Origin of the sequence: Klebsiella sp. WP4-W18-ESBL-05, assembly GCF_014169075.1 — a bacterium.
Lineage (GTDB): Bacteria > Pseudomonadota > Gammaproteobacteria > Enterobacterales > Enterobacteriaceae > Kluyvera > Kluyvera ascorbata_B.
This window is the reverse complement of record NZ_AP022057.1, coordinates 896,790-916,073: the sequence shown is the minus strand read 5'-3', so window position 1 is coordinate 916,073 and position 19,284 is coordinate 896,790. Positions and strand designations below refer to the sequence as shown.

Genomic DNA, 19,284 nt, shown 5'->3' with positions numbered 1-19,284 from the left:
ATAGAATAACTGACTTAACGGCACCAATTGATAACTTAAGCGCACAAACCGTTAAATATGTTCAGATGTCAACCAGGATGAATATATAACGCATCGCGCAACAGACCAAACATTTATACTAGAAACAAACACGGCGATATATTATTTATCTTTCACAAAGGTCATTTGCCGTATTTTTAATTAGTCTATACCTTGCCCACCAGCCCAGCCGCGACGGCTGCCGCTCAACAAAAAAGACCCAAAACCTATTAATACAATGATTGCTTTTGCGGCTTATTCAGGCGACTATAAAATTGTAACAATACAATTTGACAGTTTATAAACAGAGAAGTTCCCTCCGTGAAAAAAAAATTAACATTAGTTGCCTTAAGTATTATTGCCTCTGCGCCGGCTTTCGCTAGCCAGCAATCTGACAGCCAGGGTTTTATTGACGACAGTCATCTGGATATCTTTTTACGTAACGCCTATATCAAACGCGATTACCGCGATGGCCTGCACGATAAAAGCGAATGGGGTCAGGGCGTTATTGCGACCTTCCAGTCCGGCTTTACCCAGGGCCCAATCGGCTTTGGCGTAGACGGCATCGCCCAGTACGGCGTGCGTCTTGACGGCGGGCGTGGCAACAGCGGCGCGGGTGGTATTGACTTCTTTGCGCAGGATAACGACGGTCGCGCGAAATCCGATCTGGCCAAATTTGGCGCAACCGCCAAAATGCGTTTTTCTAACACCGTGCTGAGCTACGGTAACCAGCGCCCGACGCTGCCCATTCTCTACGCCGACGACTCGCGCCTGCTGTATGAAACCTACACCGGGACGATGCTGACCTCAAAAGAGATCGCCGGTCTGGAAGTTAACGCCGGTTACTTTACCGACGAACAGCGTAAAAGCGACGACAGCCACAACAGCGGTCTGAAAAGCATCACCTTCGGCGGTGCCAGCTATCAGTTCAACGACCAACTGAGCGGCGCGCTGTACGCGTCTCACGTGGAAGATGTCCTGAACAAGCAGTATCTCGGCCTGAACTACGCGCAGCCGTTGAGCGAAAAACAAAAACTGGTCTTCGACTTTAACGGCTATAACTCACGCCTGGAGCAGGAATACGCCGACTCGCTGAACACCGGACGCAGCAACAGCATCTGGAGCCTGGCGACCAGCTACATCTGGGATATTCATACCTTCAAGATCGCCTACCAGCAGAGCAGCGGCAGCACCGGCTATAACTACGGCGGCTATCAGAACCGTGGCGGCGTCGGCGATGGCGGCAACACCATCTGGCTGGCGAACTCCTACTGGTCTGATTTTAACGGCGAAGATGAGCGCTCATGGCAGGCATCCTACGGCCTGGACTTCGGCGGCCTCGGCCTGCCGGGTCTGAGCTGGACCACCGCTTACGTTCGCGGCGATAACATCAAGACGGCTGAGACCAATAACGGTAAAGAGCACGAGTCGTTTAACCAGGTGCAGTACCAGGTTCAGGACGGCCCGGCAAAAGATCTGAAGTTTAAAGTGCGCTACTCGGTGCTGCGTGTGTCCAGCAACGCCAGCGACTATAACGTCAGCGGGAATGAAGTGCGCGTGTACGTCGAGTATCCGTTTAACGCATTCTAACTATTGTAAGACCGCCGGATGGCGGCTAACGCCTTATCCGGCCTACCGTGAAGGGTTCCGTAGGCCGGATAAGGCGTTAGCCGCCATCCGGCACAAACACCGCCTTACTCGCCTTTTTTCGACGCCTGGATATAGAGCATTTCCAGCGCCAGCGTCGCCGCGGCCAGCGCGGTAATCTCGGACTGGTCATAGGCCGGAGCCACTTCCACCACGTCCATGCCAACGATGTTCAGATCTTTCAGTCCGCGTACCAGTTTAATCGCACGATCGGAGGTCAGACCGCCGATAACCGGCGTGCCGGTACCCGGTGCAAACGCCGGATCCAGGCAGTCGATATCGAAGGTCAGGTAGACCGGCATATCGCCAACAATCTGCTTCACCTGCGCGATGATATCGTCCACGCTGCGATCGTTCACCTGGCCCGCATCCAGCACGGTGAAGCCGTTGTCTTTGTCGAACTCGGTACGAATACCAATCTGTACAGAGTGGTTCGGGTCGATCAGACCTTCGTTCGGCGCGGTGAAGAACATGGTGCCGTGGTCAAACTCGCAGCCGTTAGCGTAGGTGTCGGTGTGGGCATCAAAGTGCACCAACGCCATTTTGCCAAAGTGCTTCGCATGTGTGCGCAGCAGCGGCAACGTCACGAAGTGATCGCCGCCGAAGGAGAGCATACGCTTACCGGCCGCCAGCAGTTTTTCCGCGTGCGCCTGCAGCTTCTCACTCATTTCACGAGCGTCACCGAAGGCATAAACCAGGTCGCCGCAGTCCACCACGTTCAGGCGCTCGCGCATGTCGAAGTTCCACGGGAAGCGGTTATGCTCCCAAGCCAGGTTAGTCGAAACCTGACGAATCGCCGCCGGGCCGTGACGGCCGCCGGCACGACCCGACGTGGCCATATCAAACGGCACGCCGGTGATGACCCAATCCGCATCGCTGTCGTACGGCATGAAGTTCATCGGCAGGCGAAGAAAACCGAACGCGTTGGAAACCAGGGAGTTATCGTACTGATGCCCTAAGGTGCTCATGTGCTGACCTCTTTTAAAATCACTGTAAAAAAAATCCCCTCCGCGTCGTTAGGCCCGACGAGGAAGGGATTGATTTGGTATCTGCATATTTGCGGCAAATTATCGCCGTTATTTTGTACGGATTCAAGCTAGCATCGTCAATGCCGGATGGCGGCTTCGCCTTATCCGGCCTACATCGTAGGCCCGGTAAGCGCAGCGCCACCGGGCCATTACCGTTACTCGTCTTCCAGATAAGTATAGCCGTACAGCCCCGCTTCAAACTCTTCGAGGAACTGCTGTTGCAGCTCAGCGTCGAGATCGGTGTTTTTCACCTGATCGCGGAACTGGGTCAGCAGCGTGTTCGGATCCAGCTGCACGTACTGCAGCATATCCGCCACGGTATCGCCCTCATCGGACAGCTCAACTTCGACGCTGCCGTCAGGGAAGACGAACACGTCCACCGCTTCGGTATCGCCGAACAGGTTGTGCATGTTGCCGAGGATCTCCTGATACGCGCCAACCATGAAGAAGCCCAGCATCGGCGGGTTCTCCGGGTCGTATTCCGGCATCGGCATAGTAGTGGCAATCCCGTCGCCGTCGACGTAGTGGTCGATGGCACCGTCGGAGTCACAGGTAATATCCAGCAGCACCGCGCGGCGCTCCGGCGCCTGGTTCAGCCCTTCCAGCGGCAGCACCGGGAACAGCTGATCGATACCCCACGCATCCGGCATTGACTGGAACAGGGAGAAGTTGACGTAGATCTTATCCGCCATACGTTCCTGCAGCTCGTCGATAATCGGACGGTGCGCACGGTTGCTCGGGTCGAGCTGCTTCTGCACTTCATGACACATGTTCAGGTAAAGCTGTTCGGCCCAGGCACGTTCGTGCAGGCTGAAGGTGCCAGAAGAGTAACCGACGTGCACATCATGCAGATCCATCTGGCTGTCGTGCAGCCATTCACGCAGCGAGCGGCGGTTATCCGGCTCGTGCATCTCTTGCCAGGTTTCCCACATGCTTTGCAGCGCGCGCGGCGCATCGTCAGCCGGCGGCGTGGCTTCGGTGTGTTCGCTACGCTCAACGCCGATAATGTTCGACACCAGCACCGTGTGGTGCGCGGTCACCGCGCGGCCCGACTCGGTGATCACCGTCGGGTGCGGCAGCCCGTGCTCTTCACAGGCATCGCCAATCGCCCAGATGATATTGTTGGCGTATTCGTTCAGGCCGTAGTTCACGGAGCAATCTGACTGTGAGCGGGTCCCTTCGTAGTCCACGCCCAGGCCGCCGCCCACGTCGAAGCACTGAATGTTCACGCCCAACTTGTGCAGCTCAACGTAGAAACGGGCGGATTCACGCACGCCGGTGGCGATATCACGGATGTTCGCCATCTGCGAGCCCAGGTGGAAGTGTAACAGCTGGATGCTGTCCAGACGGCCACGCTCGCGCAGAATTTCCACCAGCTGTAGTACCTGGTTTGCCGCCAGGCCAAATTTAGATTTTTCGCCGCCGGAGGACTGCCATTTACCAGAGCCCTGAGAGGCCAGACGCGCACGCACGCCAAGGCGCGGCACCACGTTCAGACGCTCAGCTTCTTCCAGCACGATGGCAATTTCAGACATCTTCTCGATGACCAGATAGACTTTGTGGCCCATCTTCTCGCCCACCAGCGCCAGACGAATGTATTCACGGTCTTTATAGCCGTTACAGACGATCACGCTGCGGGTCATGCCAGCATGCGCCAGTACCGCCATCAGCTCGGCTTTTGAACCCGCTTCCAGACCCAGCGGCTCACCGGAGTGGATCAGCGACTCAATCACGCGGCGGTGCTGGTTCACCTTAATCGGGTAGACCAGGAAGTAGTCGCCGTTATAGCCGTAAGATTCGCGCGCGCGTTTGAACGCGGCGTTAATCGAACGCAGACGATGCTGCAGGATCTGCGGGAAGCAGAACAGTGCAGGCAGACGCTGCCCCTGCGCTTCACGGGCTTTTACCAACTCGGCGAGGTCAACGCGCGCTTCTGGTACATCCGGGTCCGGGCAGACGCTGATGTGCCCCAGTTCGTTGACGTCGTAGTAGTTATTGCCCCACCAGGCAATGTTGTATGTGCGTAGCATTTTGCTGGCTTCCTGGGAGCTCATCGCAACCTCCTGCATGGAACGTAGTACACCGCGTTCGCCTGCTGACGAAGGCGAATCCAATGAAATGTCGTCAGACATAGCGAACCTCAATTATTTATACCAAGTGTAAAACAGTTAACTACTATCGCAGCGTAACGTTGCGATAACAACCCATAAACAGCCCGCCGAGACAGCAGAACATGCTGACGCGCCGACTGTGCGACCGGTTTCTTATTCATATCATTGTAAAACACGCACCTGAACCCGGTATGACGGTTCAGCGAAACCACGAGAAAACCCTTGCCGTAACAAGAGCGCCCTTGTTCAGTCTTCCGTTACCTACCGGCTCTGGAGTCCTGAGAAGCGCCGAAATGGGTATAACATCGGCTGGTATGCAAAGTAGAAATGGGGGTTGCGGGGAACATGCTCGCGCCAGGACGGCACGATAGAATCAGCAGAATACAACGGTTCATTATCTCGTATCACCTCCACGGCCGCCTCGTAAGACGAACCTTTAAGCCAAAGCAGTGTTTTAGCCCGGCTGGAAGTGGCGACACGAGGAAAACGTCGTGTGCTTTTTGGTATGAGCCGCGCGCGGCGTTTTATACCGAGAACCCACCCAAAAAGCAAAATATAAATGTGGGCATTGCCAACACTGTCAGGAAAAATTTCCATCTCATTGAGCAGCAGAATGGGAGCCCAATCAAAAAAAACTGGCAAAGAGGTGAAGAAGTAACCTAGAATAGCCATCCAGATGTTAATCCATCTATACCGATTAACACTCAGACTGCCAGTGACAGTCATCTATTCGTCTGTGGTATAATCCGCCACCGTGACTATGCAGCACAACAGTTTGAGCTAACCAAATTCCTATTGGGTGAAATTTAATATGGCAAAACACCTTTTTACGTCCGAGTCTGTATCTGAAGGGCATCCTGACAAAATCGCAGACCAAATTTCCGACGCCGTGCTGGACGCCATCCTCGAGCAGGATCCGAAAGCCCGCGTAGCGTGTGAAACCTACGTCAAAACCGGTATGGTGCTGGTCGGCGGTGAAATCACCACCAGCGCATGGGTTGATATCGAAGAGATCACCCGTAACACCGTTCGCGAAATTGGCTATGTGCATTCTGATATGGGCTTTGATGCCAACTCTTGTGCCGTACTGAGCGCGATTGGCAAGCAGTCTCCAGACATCAACCAGGGCGTTGACCGTGCCGATCCGCTGGAACAGGGCGCGGGCGACCAGGGCCTGATGTTTGGCTATGCCACCAACGAAACCGACGTGCTGATGCCAGCGCCAATCACCTACGCCCACCGTCTGGTGCAGCGTCAGGCAGAAGTGCGTAAAAACGGCACCCTGCCGTGGCTGCGCCCGGACGCGAAAAGCCAGGTTACCTTCCAGTACGACGACGGTAAAGTGGTCGGTATTGATGCGGTAGTCCTGTCAACCCAGCACACTGAAAGCATTGATCAAAAATCACTGCAGGAAGCGGTGATGGAAGAGATCATCAAGCCGGTTCTGCCGACCGAATGGCTGAATGCGTCAACCAAATTCTTTATCAACCCGACCGGCCGTTTTGTTATCGGTGGCCCAATGGGCGACTGCGGCCTGACCGGTCGTAAAATTATCGTTGATACCTACGGCGGCATGGCTCGCCACGGCGGCGGCGCGTTCTCCGGTAAAGATCCATCAAAAGTGGACCGTTCCGCAGCCTATGCCGCACGCTATGTGGCAAAAAACATCGTTGCGGCTGGCCTGGCTGATCGCTGTGAGATTCAGGTTTCTTACGCTATCGGCGTAGCAGAACCGACCTCCATTATGGTGGAAACCTTCGGTACCGAGAAAGTGCCTGCAGAACAGCTGATTGGGCTGGTACGCGAGTTCTTCGACCTGCGTCCATACGGCCTGATTCAGATGCTGGACCTGCTGCACCCGATCTACAAAGAGACGGCTGCGTACGGTCACTTCGGTCGCGAAACCTTCCCGTGGGAAAAAACCGACAAAGCCGCGCAGCTGCGCGAAGCAGCCGGTCTGAAATAATCCCAGCCCCCCTTTTCCAGAAGCCAGCCTCGCGCTGGCTTTTTTTATGTCTGTTACCTGCATACCGTACGCTCGGTTACATTCTCAGACAATTTAATGAAAGCGATTACACATACATACCCATGGCTGGCAAAGCCCTCAATACCCTCAATGAAACAGTCTTTCATTTTATTGTGCTGTGTTTCAGTAAAATCTTATTATCGTGATTTCCGCCTCAGCCAAACCAAATCTATCGTTATGATTTTATTTAAATTTAACCATTAAATAACACAAACACCAGTGTAACCGATTACACAGTCGTGATTGTTATCACATTTTTTTACCTCACAGTCTCCTACCCTAAGCATCGATAGAATCAATGACTCATTTGGAGAGCATCATGCCTAACAATAAAAAACAGGGTCGCTCGAACAAGACAATGACCTTCTTTGTCTGCTTCCTGGCGGCGCTGGCCGGACTGCTGTTCGGCCTTGATATCGGCGTTATTGCCGGTGCCCTACCGTTTATTACGACCGATTTTCAGCTGAGCTCGCATACGCAGGAATGGGTTGTCAGCTCCATGATGTTCGGCGCCGCCGTCGGCGCCGTCGGCAGCGGCTGGCTCTCCTTCAAGCTGGGCCGTAAAAAAAGCCTGATGATCGGGGCGATCCTGTTCGTTGCCGGTTCGCTGTTCTCCGCCGCCGCGCCAAACGTTGAAGTACTACTGATTTCCCGCGTTCTGCTGGGGCTGGCGGTGGGCGTGGCCTCTTACACCGCGCCGCTGTACCTGTCTGAAATTGCACCGGAAAAAATCCGCGGAAGCATGATTTCCATGTACCAACTGATGATCACCATCGGGATTCTCGGCGCGTACCTGTCGGATACCGCATTCAGCTACAGCGGCGCATGGCGCTGGATGCTAGGCGTTATCATCATTCCGGCGATTCTGCTGCTGATCGGCGTGATCTTCCTGCCGGACAGCCCGCGTTGGTTCGCCGCGAAACGACGCTTTAACGACGCTGAACGTGTGCTGATGCGTCTGCGTGATACCAGCGCCGAGGCCAAACGTGAGCTTGATGAAATTCGTGAAAGCCTGAAGGTAAAACAGAGCGGTTGGGCGTTATTCAAAGAAAACAGCAACTTCCGTCGCGCGGTGTTCCTCGGCGTACTGCTGCAGGTGATGCAGCAGTTCACCGGTATGAACGTCATCATGTACTACGCGCCGAAAATCTTTGAACTGGCGGGCTACACCAACACCACCGAACAGATGTGGGGGACGGTCATCGTCGGCCTGACCAACGTGCTGGCCACCTTTATCGCCATCGGTCTGGTTGATCGCTGGGGTCGTAAGCCAACCCTTATTCTGGGCTTTATCGTTATGGCCGTCGGTATGGGCGTACTGGGCTCAATGATGCACGTCGGCATCCACTCAGCAGTGGCGCAGTACGTCGCCGTCCTGATGCTGTTGATGTTCATCGTCGGCTTTGCGATGAGCGCCGGTCCGCTGATTTGGGTACTGTGCTCTGAAATCCAGCCGCTGAAAGGCCGTGATTTCGGTATCACCTGCTCTACCGCCACCAACTGGATTGCGAACATGATCGTCGGGGCCACCTTCCTGACCATGCTGAACTCACTCGGCAGCGCCAACACCTTCTGGGTTTACGGCGGTCTGAACGTGCTGTTCATCTTCCTGACCCTGTGGCTGATTCCGGAAACCAAAAACGTCTCTCTGGAACACATTGAACGTAACCTGATGCAGGGCCGTCCACTGCGCGAAATTGGCGCACGCGACTAACCTGAACAACGCTTCCTCCCGCCAGGGAGGAAGCTTCTTCTTGCGCCCCCCCGCTTCTCGCTCTATTCTCAGCCGTTATGAAAACCCCTCGAATTCCTATCGCAATCCAGCAAAACATCATGCGCAGCCTGCGAGAAAAACTCGCACAGGCCAACCAGGCGCTGGGCCGCAATTACCCGGAGCCAAAACTGGTTTACCAGCAGCGCGGTACGTCGGCGGGCACCGCCTGGCTTCAGCAGTATGAAATTCGCCTCAATCCGGTGTTGTTACAGGAAAACCAGCAGGCGTTTATTGATGAAGTGGTGCCGCACGAGCTGGCGCACCTGCTGGTCTGGAAACACTTTGGCCGCGTCGCACCGCACGGCAAAGAGTGGAAGTGGATGATGGAAAGCGTGCTCGGCGTACCGGCGCGTCGTACCCATCAGTTCGAGCTGGAGTCCGTGCGCAAAAATACCTTCCCCTACCGCTGCCGCTGCCAGCAGCACCAGCTCACCGTGCGTCGGCATAACCGCGTGCTGCGTGGTGAAGCCACCTACCGCTGTGTACACTGCGGCGAGCCATTAGTTGCAGAAATGTAACCACCGGAAATAACAGGAAGTTTTCCGTTCTAACTGATTGCATCTGACAACCACATTCGTTACGTTGCGGGCTCGTTTTGAGATGGAGTTCGTGATGTACCGTAATGTGTCTTTAGCCGCCGCGTTTCTGGCAGCGGCACTCTCCGGCCAGGCTATGGCCGAAGGGATCAACAGTTTCTCCCAGGCGAAAAGCGCCGGCGTTAAGATCAATAACGATGTCCCCGGCGACTTCTACTGCGGCTGCAAAATTAACTGGCAGGGGAAAAAAGGCGTTATCGATCTGGAATCGTGTGGCTACAAAGTGCGTAAAAATGAGAACCGCGCCAGCCGCGTCGAATGGGAGCACGTCGTTCCTGCATGGCAGTTTGGCCATCAGCGCCAGTGCTGGCAGGACGGCGGCAGAAAAAACTGCGCCAAAGATCCGGAATATCGCAAGATGGAAAGCGATATGCATAACCTGCAGCCCGCCGTGGGCGAGGTGAACGGCGACCGCGGTAACTTTATGTACGGACAGTGGAACGGCGGCGAGGGCCAGTACGGTCAGTGCGCGATGAAAGTCGATTTCAAAGAAAAAGTGGCCGAGCCGCCGGAGCGCTCACGCGGTGCGATTGCGCGTATCTACTTCTATATGCGCGATCAATATCATCTGACGCTTTCCCGTCAACAGACCCAGCTGTTCAACGCGTGGGATAAAATGTATCCGGTCAGCGCCTGGGAGTGCGAACGCGACCAGCGCATCGCCAAAGTACAGGGCAATCATAATCCTTATGTGCTGCAGGCTTGCCAGGCGCAAAAGAGCTAACCTACACTAGCGACAATCGTTAATTTGCTCCAGCCCTCTCCCGGCGGAGGGGGCATACAGCCACAGATGGAAGTCAGACTTATGCGTATCCCTCGCATCTACCACCCGGAACCTCTTACCGTCGGCGCGCAGATTGCGCTTTGCGAAGATGCCGCCAACCACGTTGGCCGCGTCCTGCGGATGGGTAAAGGCCAGGCCGTACAGCTGTTTGACGGCAGTAACCAGCTGTTTGAGGCCGTCATTACCGACGCCAGCAAGAAAAATGTGATGGTGGATGTCCAGAGCGCGACGATGGACAATCGTGAATCGCCTATCCATATTCACCTGGGCCAGGTGATGTCGCGAGGCGATAAAATGGAATTCACCATCCAGAAATCGATTGAACTGGGTGTAAGCCTCATTACGCCACTTTTTTCCGAGCGCTGCGGCGTTAAACTGGACGCCGAACGCCTGAATAAAAAAATTCAGCAGTGGCAGAAGATCGCCATCGCCGCCTGCGAGCAGTGCGGCCGTAACGTCGTGCCGGAAATTCGCCCGGCAATGGACGTTGAAGACTGGTGCGCCGAGCAGGATGATGCGCTGAAGCTCAACCTGCACCCGCGCGCGAGCGCCAGCATCAATACGCTGCCGCTGCCGGTGGAGCGCGTACGCCTGCTGATTGGCCCGGAAGGCGGCCTGTCCGCCGATGAAATTGCCATGACCGCTCGCTACCAGTTTACTGATATTCTGTTAGGGCCTCGCGTTCTGCGCACAGAGACTACCGCACTCACCGCCATTACCGCACTGCAGGTGCGCTTTGGCGACCTGGGTTAAAGGAGAACAATAATGATCAAGCTCGGCATCGTGATGGATCCCATCGCAAGCATTAACATCAAGAAAGACACCAGCTTCGCTATGCTGCTGGAGGCACAACGTCGCGGCTACGAACTCCACTATATGGAGATGAACGATCTGTATCTGATCAACGGCGAGTCGCACGCCCGTACGCGTCTGCTGAGCGTCGAGCAGAACTACGACAAATGGTACGAATTCGGTCATGAGCAGGAAATTAAGCTCGCCGATCTCGACGTGATTCTGATGCGTAAGGATCCGCCATTCGACTCCGAATTCATCTATGCCACCTATATTCTTGAGCGCGCTGAAGAGAAAGGTACGCTGATCGTCAACAAGCCGCAGAGCCTGCGCGACTGTAACGAGAAGCTGTTCACCGCGTGGTTCGCCGACCTGACGCCGGAAACGCTGGTCACCCGTAATAAAGCCCAGCTGAAAGCGTTCTGGGAAAAACACGGTGACATCATCATGAAGCCGCTGGACGGCATGGGCGGCGCCTCAATCTTCCGCGTGAAGGAAGGCGATCCGAACATTGGCGTCATTGCCGAAACCCTGACCGAGCTTGGCAGCCGCTACTGCATGGCGCAGAACTACCTGCCGGCAATTAAAGACGGCGACAAACGCGTGCTGGTGATCGACGGTGAGCCGGTACCGTACTGCCTCGCACGTATTCCGCAGGGTGGCGAAACCCGCGGTAACCTGGCCGCCGGCGGCCGCGGCGAGCCGCGCCCGTTAAGCGAGAGCGACTGGGCTATCGCCCGTAAAGTCGGCCCGACGCTGAAGGAGAAAGGGCTTATCTTCGTCGGTCTGGATATTATCGGCGATCGTCTGACGGAAATTAACGTCACCAGCCCAACCTGCGTGCGGGAAATTGAAGCGGAATATCCGATTTCTATCACCGGTATGCTGATGGACGCCATCGAAAAACGTCTGCAAAAATAAGACGTTGTTTGAAGACGGCGGGAGGGATCCCGCCGCCAGCCGGGCGTTGTGCCCTGCGTATACGCAGGCTAGCCTGGTGACAGCGGTCCGCTTTCCCCTCATACTGGGCGCTGCTGCTTTTTGAAACAGGACAAGAACCTCTGATAATGAATTTACAGCATCATTTTCTTATTGCTATGCCATCCCTTCAGGATCCTATCTTCCGCCGTTCCGTAGTCTACATCTGCGAATACAACGACGACGGCGCGATGGGCATCATCATTAACAAGCCGCTGGAAAATTTACAGGTCGAAGGCATCCTCGAAAAGCTGAAGATCGCTCCGGAGCCCCGCGATCCGTCCATTCGTCTGGATAAGCCCGTTATGCTCGGAGGCCCGCTGGCGGAAGATCGTGGTTTTATCCTGCATACGCCGCCGGACTCGTTCTCATCCAGTATCCGTATTTCCGACAATACAATTGTCACCACCTCACGTGACGTACTGGAAACCCTTGGCACTGAACGCCAGCCGTCTGAAGTGCTGGTTGCCTTAGGCTACGCCTCGTGGGAAAAAGGCCAGTTGGAGCAGGAGATCCTCGATAACGCCTGGCTAACCGCTCCGGCCGATTTCAATATTCTGTTTAAAACTCCGATTAGCGAGCGCTGGAAAGAAGCAGCGAAGCTGATTGGCATTAATATCCTGACCATGTCAGGCGCTGCGGGGCACGCGTAATGAGTGGCACACTGCTGGCTTTTGATTTTGGTACGCGCAGCATCGGCGTGGCGATTGGCCAACGTATTACCGGCACGGCCCGTCCGCTCGCCGCCATTAAGGCGCAGGACGGTACGCCCGACTGGAATATCATTGCTCGCCTGCTTAAGGAATGGCAGCCTGAAACGGTTATCGTCGGACTGCCGCTGAATATGGACGGCACCGAACAGCCGCTGACCGCTCGCGCACGTAATTTTGCCAATAAAATTCACGGCCGCTTTGGCGTGCCAATTACGCTGCACGATGAACGTCTGAGCACCGTCGAGGCGCGTGCCGGGCTGTTTGAACACGGGGGGTTTAGGGCGTTGAATAAAAGCAGCGTAGATTCCGCCTCCGCCGTGGTGATTCTGGAAAGTTATTTCGAGCAGGGTTACTAACAAACAGGCAGCCCCGGGAATGATTCCCGGGAGCACACCAGAATAGCTATCTCGCCAATCAGTGACGCAGATTTTCGTTCGCCCAGCTTACTGCCTGGGTTCTGTTCTTCACGCTTAATTTGCGGAAAACATTATACAGATGCGTACGTACTGTATTTTCACTAATAAACAATGCACGCGCGATATCCATATTGGTCGCACCGTGACGTAATTCATTAAGAATTTCACATTCACGCTCGGTCAGCGGTACGCTATCGTGATTTTCCGGAGTATGTTCAACGGCATACATTGCCGGATGCATCACGCTCAATTCAGCCGTCTGCTCGCCATTCAGCACCGCTTTGACGCCCTCAATTAAGCGCGATTCTTCGTCGTCATGACGGAATACGCCATACAGCGCTGGCCATTGTGCCATTTCGTACAATTCATACTTCTGCGCGCTATTAATAATCAACAGACGTGGGGCATCAAACTGGGTGCGGATAATATCGCGCCAGATGCCATTCAGCTTTTTGTTGGAAACAGCAATATCAAACAATACCACGGCACCTTTACTCAGGCGCTGAACCAGCGGCTTGTTGATATTATGAACATCAACAGAAACTGACAGTAATTCAGTAAGATAGTTTGCAAACGCGTTTGCTTGTACTGACGGGTGGGTGATTAAGATAATCTTGCGGGAATTAGATACACTCTCAGTTACTTCAAACATTTCGAAACTCTCCATAGTCTATATCCACCATCATGGTGATTTAATAAGTCAAAGCAAAGGCAAACCTAATACCATTAGCAATTAAAACCAACCAGTCCAGGAAAACCTATTTCATAAGATTAGTCCTAATTACATAAACAGGATAGAACGAAGACCTTAGAAGTGTCAAAAGAATATCAGGTAATGCTGCCAACTTACTGATTTAGTGTATGATGGTGATTTTAAGGTGCTTGCGTGGCTTCCATTTCCATCAGATGTCCTTCCTGCTCCACTACTGAAGGCGTGGTGCGTAACGGCAAAAGCACTGCCGGACATCATCGCTATCTCTGCTCTCATTGCCGTAAAACATGGCAACTACAGTTCACTTACACCGTCTCTCAGCCCGGTACACACCAGAAAATCATTGATATGGCCATGAATGGCGTCGGATGTCGCGCCAGTGCACGCATTATGGGCGTTGGCCTCAACACGGTTTTACGTCACTTAAAAAACTCAGGCCGCAGTCGGTAACCTCGCGCATACAACCGGGCAGTGATGTGATTGTCTGCGCTGAAATGGACGAACAGTGGGGCTACGTCGGTGCTAAATCACGTCAGCGCTGGCTGTTTTACGCGTATGACAGGATACGGAGGACGGTTGTGGCGCACGTCTTCGGTGAACGCACTCTGGCCACACTGGAGCGTCTTCTGAGCCTGCTGTCGGCCTTTGAGGTCGTGGTATGGATGACGGATGGCTGGCCGCTGTATGAACCCCGCCTGAAGGGAAAGCTGCACGTTATCAGCAAGCGTTACACTCAGCGCATTGAGCGACATAACCTGAATCTGAGACAACATCTGGCAAGGCTGGGACGGAAGTCACTGTCGTTCTCAAAATCGGTGGAGCTGCATGACAAGGTCATCGGGCATTATCTGAACATAAAACACTATCAGTAAGTTGGAGTCATTACCAGAATATCAACCTTTTTTTGTAAGCCTACGCAACATAATGTAATCGACAAATTACAAACAAAACATACCGATGGCTTACGCGCAAAAATCGTATTAGAATAAATGTCGTAGGAAGTTTTTCTTCCGCCTTATAAAACATCACCCGATAATCACAAAAAAATACATTCCGGCAACAACGAAAAAAGTAATATTTACAAATTTAAAAAACTGACGGTTGAATAATTAATCAGTTAGCCAGAAATAAAACAGCCATCACATTATTTAATATTCCAATGTGATAGCTGAAAATAAATATTTCCGAATTCATCTGTACAAAAATAACCAGAAGATCGTGCTACGCAGGACTATACGCGCTTTCTCTCACGATAACATCCCCGCCTTAACTCGCTGTTGATAGCTTTGGCTGAAGGTCTGCATGCCGCTTTGCAACCCGGTCTGCATCACGCCTGCTATCTGGTGCGTTTTCCCTTCGCGAATGAGATTACCCACCGCCGGCGTGTTAATCAGCATTTCAAACAGCGCGACGCGCCCGCCGCGATTGTCCGGCTGCAGCTTTTGCGCCAGCACCGCGCAGAGGCTGCTGGCCAGCTGATTGCGCACGGGCTCTTTTTCCTGTGCGGGGAACACGTCCACCAGCCGCTCTATGGCCTGTGCCGCGCCGCGCGTATGCAGCGTTGCCAGCACCAGGTGCCCGGTTTCCGCCGCCGTCAGCGCCAGACGAATGGTTTCGCTATCGCGCAGCTCACCCAGCAGAATCACATCCGGATCCTGACGTAGTGCGACTCGCAGCGCATCGGCAAAAGACGCGGCGTGCTCACCGACCTCGCGCTGGTGAATCAGACCCCCCTCGCTGGTATGCAGAAACTCAACCGGGTCTTCCAGCGTCAAAATATGCCCGGCCTGATGATGATTAAGGTAATCCACCATCGCCGCCAGCGTGGTGGATTTTCCGCTGCCCGTCGCCCCGGTCACCAGAATCAGCCCGCTCTCCTCCTGTAGCATCTCCGCTAACGCCACCGGCGGATGCAGTTCGTCAAGCGTAGGGCAGCGCGTCGGCAGTATGCGCAGCACCAGCGAGACACCGCCGCTGTGGGCAAACGCACTGGCACGCAGGCGCGGGCAGCCGGTCAGCGACAGTGAAAAATCAAGCTGTCGCTGCCGCAGCCACGTCTGTTGCTGGCTTTCACTTAGCCAGCCGTCCATTAGCACGCCGAGATGCGGGGCGCTAAACGGCGCTATTTCCAGCTTACCCGCCCTACGCCAGCGCGCGTTTCCACTGCTACATAGGTGTAGATCGGACACGTTATGCTTTACACTAAGCGTCACGATTTCTTGTATATCCATAGACCCACCAGCCCATATGAACGATATTGCGCATAACCTGGCACAGGTCAGGGAGAAAATCTCAGCGGCAGCAGCGCGCTGCGGCCGGGATTCAGAAGAAGTAACGCTGCTTGCAGTCAGTAAAACGAAACCTGCGAGCGCCGTCGAAGAAGCCGTTGCCGCGGGCCAGACCGCGTTCGGCGAAAACTATGTTCAGGAAGGGGTAGAAAAAATCCTCCACTTCCGCGAGCAGGGAATCACCTCACTGCAATGGCACTTTATCGGCCCGCTGCAGTCCAACAAAAGTCGCCTGGTTGCCGAGCACTTCGACTGGTGCCATACCGTGGACCGGCTGAAGATTGCCGTGCGTTTAAGCGAGCAGCGCCCGGCCGACCTGCCGCCGCTCAACGTGCTGATTCAAATCAACATCAGCGATGAGCAAAGTAAATCCGGTATTGCGCTGGAATCGCTGGACGCGCTGGCAGCCGACATCGCCGCACTGCCGAATGTTCGTCTGCGCGGCCTGATGGCCATTCCCGCGCCGGAAAAAGAGTACGACCGGCAGTTTGCAGTCGCTCGCCAAATGGCGGTAGCATTTGCGCGACTGAAAGCAGACTACCCGACCGTAGACACCCTCTCTCTGGGCATGTCTGACGACATGGAAGCCGCTGTTGCGGCAGGTAGTACAATGGTACGCATTGGCACCGCGATTTTTGGTGCGCGTGATTACACAAAAAAATAAGGAACCCCAAGGAACGCCATGAAGACGTTGACCTTCCTGCTCTCTACAGTGATTGAACTGTACACAATGGTGCTGCTGCTCCGCGTCTGGATGCAGTGGGCGCGCTGTGACTTTTACAACCCGTTCTCGCAGTTCGTGGTGAAGATCACGCAGCCCATTGTTGGTCCGCTGCGCCGTATCATTCCGCCGATGGGGCCGCTGGACAGCGCCTCTGTGCTGCTGGCATTTATCCTGTGCGTAATAAAAGCTATCGTGCTGTTTATGGTCATCACCTTCCAGCCGATCATCTGGATCTCTGCGGTGCTCATTCTGCTCAAGACCATCGGTCTGCTGATCTTCTGGGTTCTGCTGCTGATGGCCATCATGAGCTGGGTCAGCCAGGGACGTAGCCCGGTTGAGTTCGTGCTGATGCAGCTTGCTGAACCGCTGCTGCGCCCGATTCGCCGTCTGCTGCCGTCGATGGGGGGCATTGATTTCTCGCCGATGGTGCTGGTGCTGCTGCTGTACGTTATCAATATGGGCATTGCTGAAGTCCTGCAAGCCACCGGCAACATGCTGCTGCCAGGACTGTGGATGGCGCTATGAGTGCCGTGACACTTTGCGATGACGGGCTGGTGCTGCGGCTGTACATTCAGCCAAAGGCCAGCCGGGACGCAATTGTTGGGGTTCATGGCGACGAATTAAAAGTCGCCATTACCGCCCCGCCCGTGGATGGGCAGGCCAATGCCCATCTGGTGAAGTACCTCGCCAAACAGTTTAAGGTCGCCAAAAGCCAGGTCATCATTGAGAAAGGTGAACTGGGGCGGCATAAACAGGTTAAAATTATTCATCCGCAACAAATCCCATCGGGCGTCGACGCCCTGACACATTAGGATATCCCATGCAAAAAGTTGTCCTCGCGACCGGTAACGCCGGTAAAGTGCGCGAGCTTGCCGCGCTGCTCGGCGATTTTGGTCTTGATATCGTCGCTCAGACCGAGCTTGGCGTGGAGTCCGCCGAGGAAACCGGGCTGACCTTTATTGAAAACGCCATTCTCAAGGCGCGTCACGCTGCGCAGGTGACCGGCTTACCGGCCATTGCCGATGATTCCGGGCTGGCGGTCGATGCGCTCGGCGGCGCACCGGGCATTTACTCCGCACGCTATTCCGGCATCGACGCCAGCGACCAGCAGAACCTGGAAAAGCTGCTGGAAACGCTCAAAGACGTGCCGGACGAGCAGCGTCAGGCGCAGTTCCACTGCGTGCTGGTGTATCTGCGCCACGCGGAAGATCCCACGCCGCTGGTGTGCCACGGCCGCTGGCCGGGCGTCATTACCCGTTCGCCGGCGGGTCAGGGTGGCTTCGGCTACGATCCGATTTTCTTCGTCCCGTCGGAAGGTAAAACCGCCGCCGAGCTCACCCGTGAAGAGAAAATCGCCATCTCCCACCGCGGTCAGGCGCTGAAACAGTTACTGGAAGCGATGCGCAATGGTTAATCTGCCGCCGCTGAGTCTTTACATTCATATCCCGTGGTGCGTGCAGAAATGCCCGTACTGCGACTTCAATTCGCACGCGCTCAAGGGCGAAGTGCCGCACGATGACTATGTGCAGCATCTGCTCAACGATTTAGACGCTGACGTAGCCTATGCGCAGGGACGTGAAGTGAAGACCATTTTCATCGGCGGCGGGACGCCGAGCCTGCTCTCCGGCCCGGCGATGCAGGCCCTGCTGGACGGCGTTCGCGCACGTCTGCCGCTGGCCGCTGACGTGGAGATTACCATGGAAGCCAACCCGGGCACCGTCGAAGCCGACCGCTTTGTCGAATACCAACAGGCGGGCGTGAACCGTATCTCCATCGGCGTTCAAAGCTTTAGCGAAACCAAGCTCCAGCGTCTGGGCCGAATTCATGGTCCGGAAGAAGCCAAACGCGCCGCGCATCTGGCGAGCGGGCTTGGGCTACGCAGTTTTAACCTCGACCTGATGCACGGCTTGCCGGATCAGTCGCTGGAAGAAGCGCTCAGCGACCTGCGCCAGGCCATCGAGCTGTCGCCACCGCACCTTTCCTGGTATCAGTTGACCATCGAGCCGAACACTCTGTTCGGTTCACGCCCGCCGGTGCTGCCGGACGATGACGACCTGTGGGATATCTTCGAGCAGGGGCATCGCCTGCTGACCGCCGCAGGTTATCAGCAGTATGAAACCTCGGCCTACGCGAAGCCGGGCTATCAGTGCCAGCACAATCTCAACTACTGGCGTTTTGGCGACTATCTGGGCATTGGCTGCGGCGCGCACGGCAAAGTGACGTTCCCGGACGGCCGTATTCTGCGCACGGCGAAAACCCGCCATCCGCGCGGCTATATGGAAGGGCGCTACCTTGAACGCCAGCACGATGTTGAAAATGCCGATAAACCGTTCGAGTTCTTTATGAACCGCTTCCGTCTGCTGGAGCCGGCTCCGCGTGCAGAGTTCAAGGCCTACACGGGCCTTAACGAGCAGGTGATTCGCCCGCAGCTTGATGAGGCGCTCGCGCAAGGCTATCTGACCGAGTGCAACCAGTACTGGCAGATTACTGAACACGGCAAGCTCTTCCTCAACTCGCTGCTGGAACTGTTCCTCAACGAATAAGTTCAAGTATATTTCGCCATTAATTCATAATGGCGAAATATATAACATCGTCTTTTCCGAGTAATAACCAAAATACTTCCCGAACAATTCTAACGCTAATATTTAATAGAAATATTAATAGCTAATTACACATA

21 protein-coding genes are annotated in these 19,284 nt (G+C 54.8%); 15 read left to right on the top strand and 6 right to left on the bottom strand.

Annotation, left to right across the window (positions count from 1 at the left end; all coding sequences use genetic code 11):
* Nucleotides 1-339 precede the first annotated feature (339 nt).
* A complete protein-coding gene (locus tag H7R58_RS04410; protein ID WP_182934631.1) occupies nucleotides 340-1,608 on the top strand; it encodes an OprD family porin in 1,269 nt (422 codons plus the stop codon).
* Between the two features lie 104 nt (nucleotides 1,609-1,712).
* Here the strand turns inward: H7R58_RS04410 and speB are convergent, their stop codons facing one another.
* The 4 genes from speB to H7R58_RS25445 form a co-directional block, all read right to left on the bottom strand.
* Nucleotides 1,713-2,633, bottom strand: coding sequence for an agmatinase (gene speB / locus H7R58_RS04405; RefSeq protein WP_182934630.1), 921 nt, complete (start codon nucleotides 2,631-2,633; stop codon nucleotides 1,713-1,715).
* A gap of 215 nt (nucleotides 2,634-2,848) precedes the next feature.
* The gene (gene speA, locus H7R58_RS04400; RefSeq protein ID WP_106925719.1) at nucleotides 2,849-4,825 is read right to left on the bottom strand and encodes a biosynthetic arginine decarboxylase; all 1,977 of its coding nucleotides are present in this window, start codon (nucleotides 4,823-4,825) and stop codon (nucleotides 2,849-2,851) included.
* An 8-nt stretch (nucleotides 4,826-4,833) separates the two neighbouring features.
* A complete protein-coding gene (yqgB, locus tag H7R58_RS04395) occupies nucleotides 4,834-4,965 on the bottom strand; it encodes an acid stress response protein YqgB (protein WP_146145709.1) in 132 nt (43 codons plus the stop codon).
* Between the two features lie 100 nt (nucleotides 4,966-5,065).
* Entirely contained in the window at nucleotides 5,066-5,476 is a 411-nt protein-coding gene (locus H7R58_RS25445; RefSeq protein WP_146145703.1) for a hypothetical protein, read from the bottom strand.
* Between the two features lie 139 nt (nucleotides 5,477-5,615).
* On the opposite strand from H7R58_RS25445, the gene metK reads away from it, so the two are divergent.
* From metK to ruvX, 8 genes are all read left to right on the top strand, one after another.
* Complete coding sequence (metK, locus tag H7R58_RS04380; protein WP_182934629.1) at nucleotides 5,616-6,770, top strand: methionine adenosyltransferase; 1,155 nt, start codon at nucleotides 5,616-5,618, stop codon at nucleotides 6,768-6,770.
* A gap of 379 nt (nucleotides 6,771-7,149) precedes the next feature.
* On the top strand, nucleotides 7,150-8,544 hold the full coding sequence (locus H7R58_RS04375; protein WP_106925714.1) for a sugar porter family MFS transporter: 1,395 nt from the start codon (nucleotides 7,150-7,152) through the stop codon (nucleotides 8,542-8,544).
* 77 nt (nucleotides 8,545-8,621) lie between these two features.
* Nucleotides 8,622-9,122, top strand: coding sequence for a SprT family zinc-dependent metalloprotease (locus tag H7R58_RS04370; RefSeq protein WP_106925712.1), 501 nt, complete (start codon nucleotides 8,622-8,624; stop codon nucleotides 9,120-9,122).
* Nucleotides 9,123-9,216: 94 nt separating this feature from the next.
* Nucleotides 9,217-9,924, top strand: a complete 708-nt coding sequence (endA, locus tag H7R58_RS04365) for a deoxyribonuclease I (protein WP_182930044.1) — start codon at nucleotides 9,217-9,219, stop codon at nucleotides 9,922-9,924.
* 81 nt (nucleotides 9,925-10,005) lie between these two features.
* The gene (rsmE, locus tag H7R58_RS04360) at nucleotides 10,006-10,737 is read left to right on the top strand and encodes a 16S rRNA (uracil(1498)-N(3))-methyltransferase (protein WP_106925708.1); all 732 of its coding nucleotides are present in this window, start codon (nucleotides 10,006-10,008) and stop codon (nucleotides 10,735-10,737) included.
* A gap of 12 nt (nucleotides 10,738-10,749) precedes the next feature.
* Entirely contained in the window at nucleotides 10,750-11,697 is a 948-nt protein-coding gene (gshB, locus tag H7R58_RS04355; RefSeq protein WP_182934628.1) for a glutathione synthase, read from the top strand.
* Nucleotides 11,698-11,843: 146 nt separating this feature from the next.
* A complete protein-coding gene (locus tag H7R58_RS04350) occupies nucleotides 11,844-12,407 on the top strand; it encodes a YqgE/AlgH family protein (RefSeq protein ID WP_106925704.1) in 564 nt (187 codons plus the stop codon).
* On the top strand, nucleotides 12,407-12,823 hold the full coding sequence (gene ruvX / locus H7R58_RS04345; RefSeq protein WP_182934627.1) for a Holliday junction resolvase RuvX: 417 nt from the start codon (nucleotides 12,407-12,409) through the stop codon (nucleotides 12,821-12,823). Before H7R58_RS04350 ends, ruvX begins: the two co-directional genes overlap by 1 nt.
* Nucleotides 12,824-12,881: 58 nt before the next feature.
* On the opposite strand, the gene H7R58_RS04340 is transcribed toward ruvX, so the two are convergent.
* A complete protein-coding gene (locus tag H7R58_RS04340; RefSeq protein WP_106925702.1) occupies nucleotides 12,882-13,535 on the bottom strand; it encodes a LuxR C-terminal-related transcriptional regulator in 654 nt (217 codons plus the stop codon).
* A gap of 234 nt (nucleotides 13,536-13,769) precedes the next feature.
* Here H7R58_RS04340 and H7R58_RS04335 point away from each other — a divergent pair.
* A protein-coding gene (locus H7R58_RS04335; protein WP_227674953.1) for an IS1 family transposase occupies nucleotides 13,770-14,467 on the top strand; the annotation gives its coding sequence in 2 pieces (ribosomal slippage) (nucleotides 13,770-14,019 and nucleotides 14,019-14,467; 699 coding nt in all).
* A 375-nt stretch (nucleotides 14,468-14,842) separates the two neighbouring features.
* Here H7R58_RS04335 and H7R58_RS04330 read toward each other — a convergent pair.
* Nucleotides 14,843-15,826 (bottom strand): type IV pilus twitching motility protein PilT, encoded by a 984-nt coding sequence (locus tag H7R58_RS04330; RefSeq protein WP_182930043.1) that lies wholly within the window; start codon nucleotides 15,824-15,826, stop codon nucleotides 14,843-14,845.
* A 16-nt stretch (nucleotides 15,827-15,842) separates the two neighbouring features.
* On the opposite strand from H7R58_RS04330, the gene H7R58_RS04325 reads away from it, so the two are divergent.
* Genes H7R58_RS04325 through hemW form a run of 5 tightly spaced genes read left to right on the top strand, consistent with a single transcriptional unit; the run spans nucleotide 15,843 to nucleotide 19,150 of the window.
* Complete coding sequence (locus H7R58_RS04325) at nucleotides 15,843-16,547, top strand: YggS family pyridoxal phosphate-dependent enzyme (RefSeq protein WP_106925698.1); 705 nt, start codon at nucleotides 15,843-15,845, stop codon at nucleotides 16,545-16,547.
* Nucleotides 16,548-16,565: 18 nt separating this feature from the next.
* Nucleotides 16,566-17,132 carry a YggT family protein gene (locus H7R58_RS04320; RefSeq protein WP_106925696.1) on the top strand — a complete coding sequence of 189 codons (567 nt, stop codon included), beginning with the start codon at nucleotides 16,566-16,568 and terminating at the stop codon, nucleotides 17,130-17,132.
* Nucleotides 17,129-17,419, top strand: a complete 291-nt coding sequence (gene yggU / locus H7R58_RS04315) for a DUF167 family protein YggU (protein ID WP_106925694.1) — start codon at nucleotides 17,129-17,131, stop codon at nucleotides 17,417-17,419. The genes H7R58_RS04320 and yggU overlap by 4 nt, the downstream gene beginning before the upstream one ends.
* Before the next feature lie 8 nt (nucleotides 17,420-17,427).
* The gene (locus tag H7R58_RS04310; protein ID WP_106925692.1) at nucleotides 17,428-18,021 is read left to right on the top strand and encodes an XTP/dITP diphosphatase; all 594 of its coding nucleotides are present in this window, start codon (nucleotides 17,428-17,430) and stop codon (nucleotides 18,019-18,021) included.
* Entirely contained in the window at nucleotides 18,014-19,150 is a 1,137-nt protein-coding gene (gene hemW, locus H7R58_RS04305) for a radical SAM family heme chaperone HemW (RefSeq protein ID WP_182930041.1), read from the top strand. Before H7R58_RS04310 ends, hemW begins: the two co-directional genes overlap by 8 nt.
* Nucleotides 19,151-19,284: the final 134 nt, after the last annotated feature.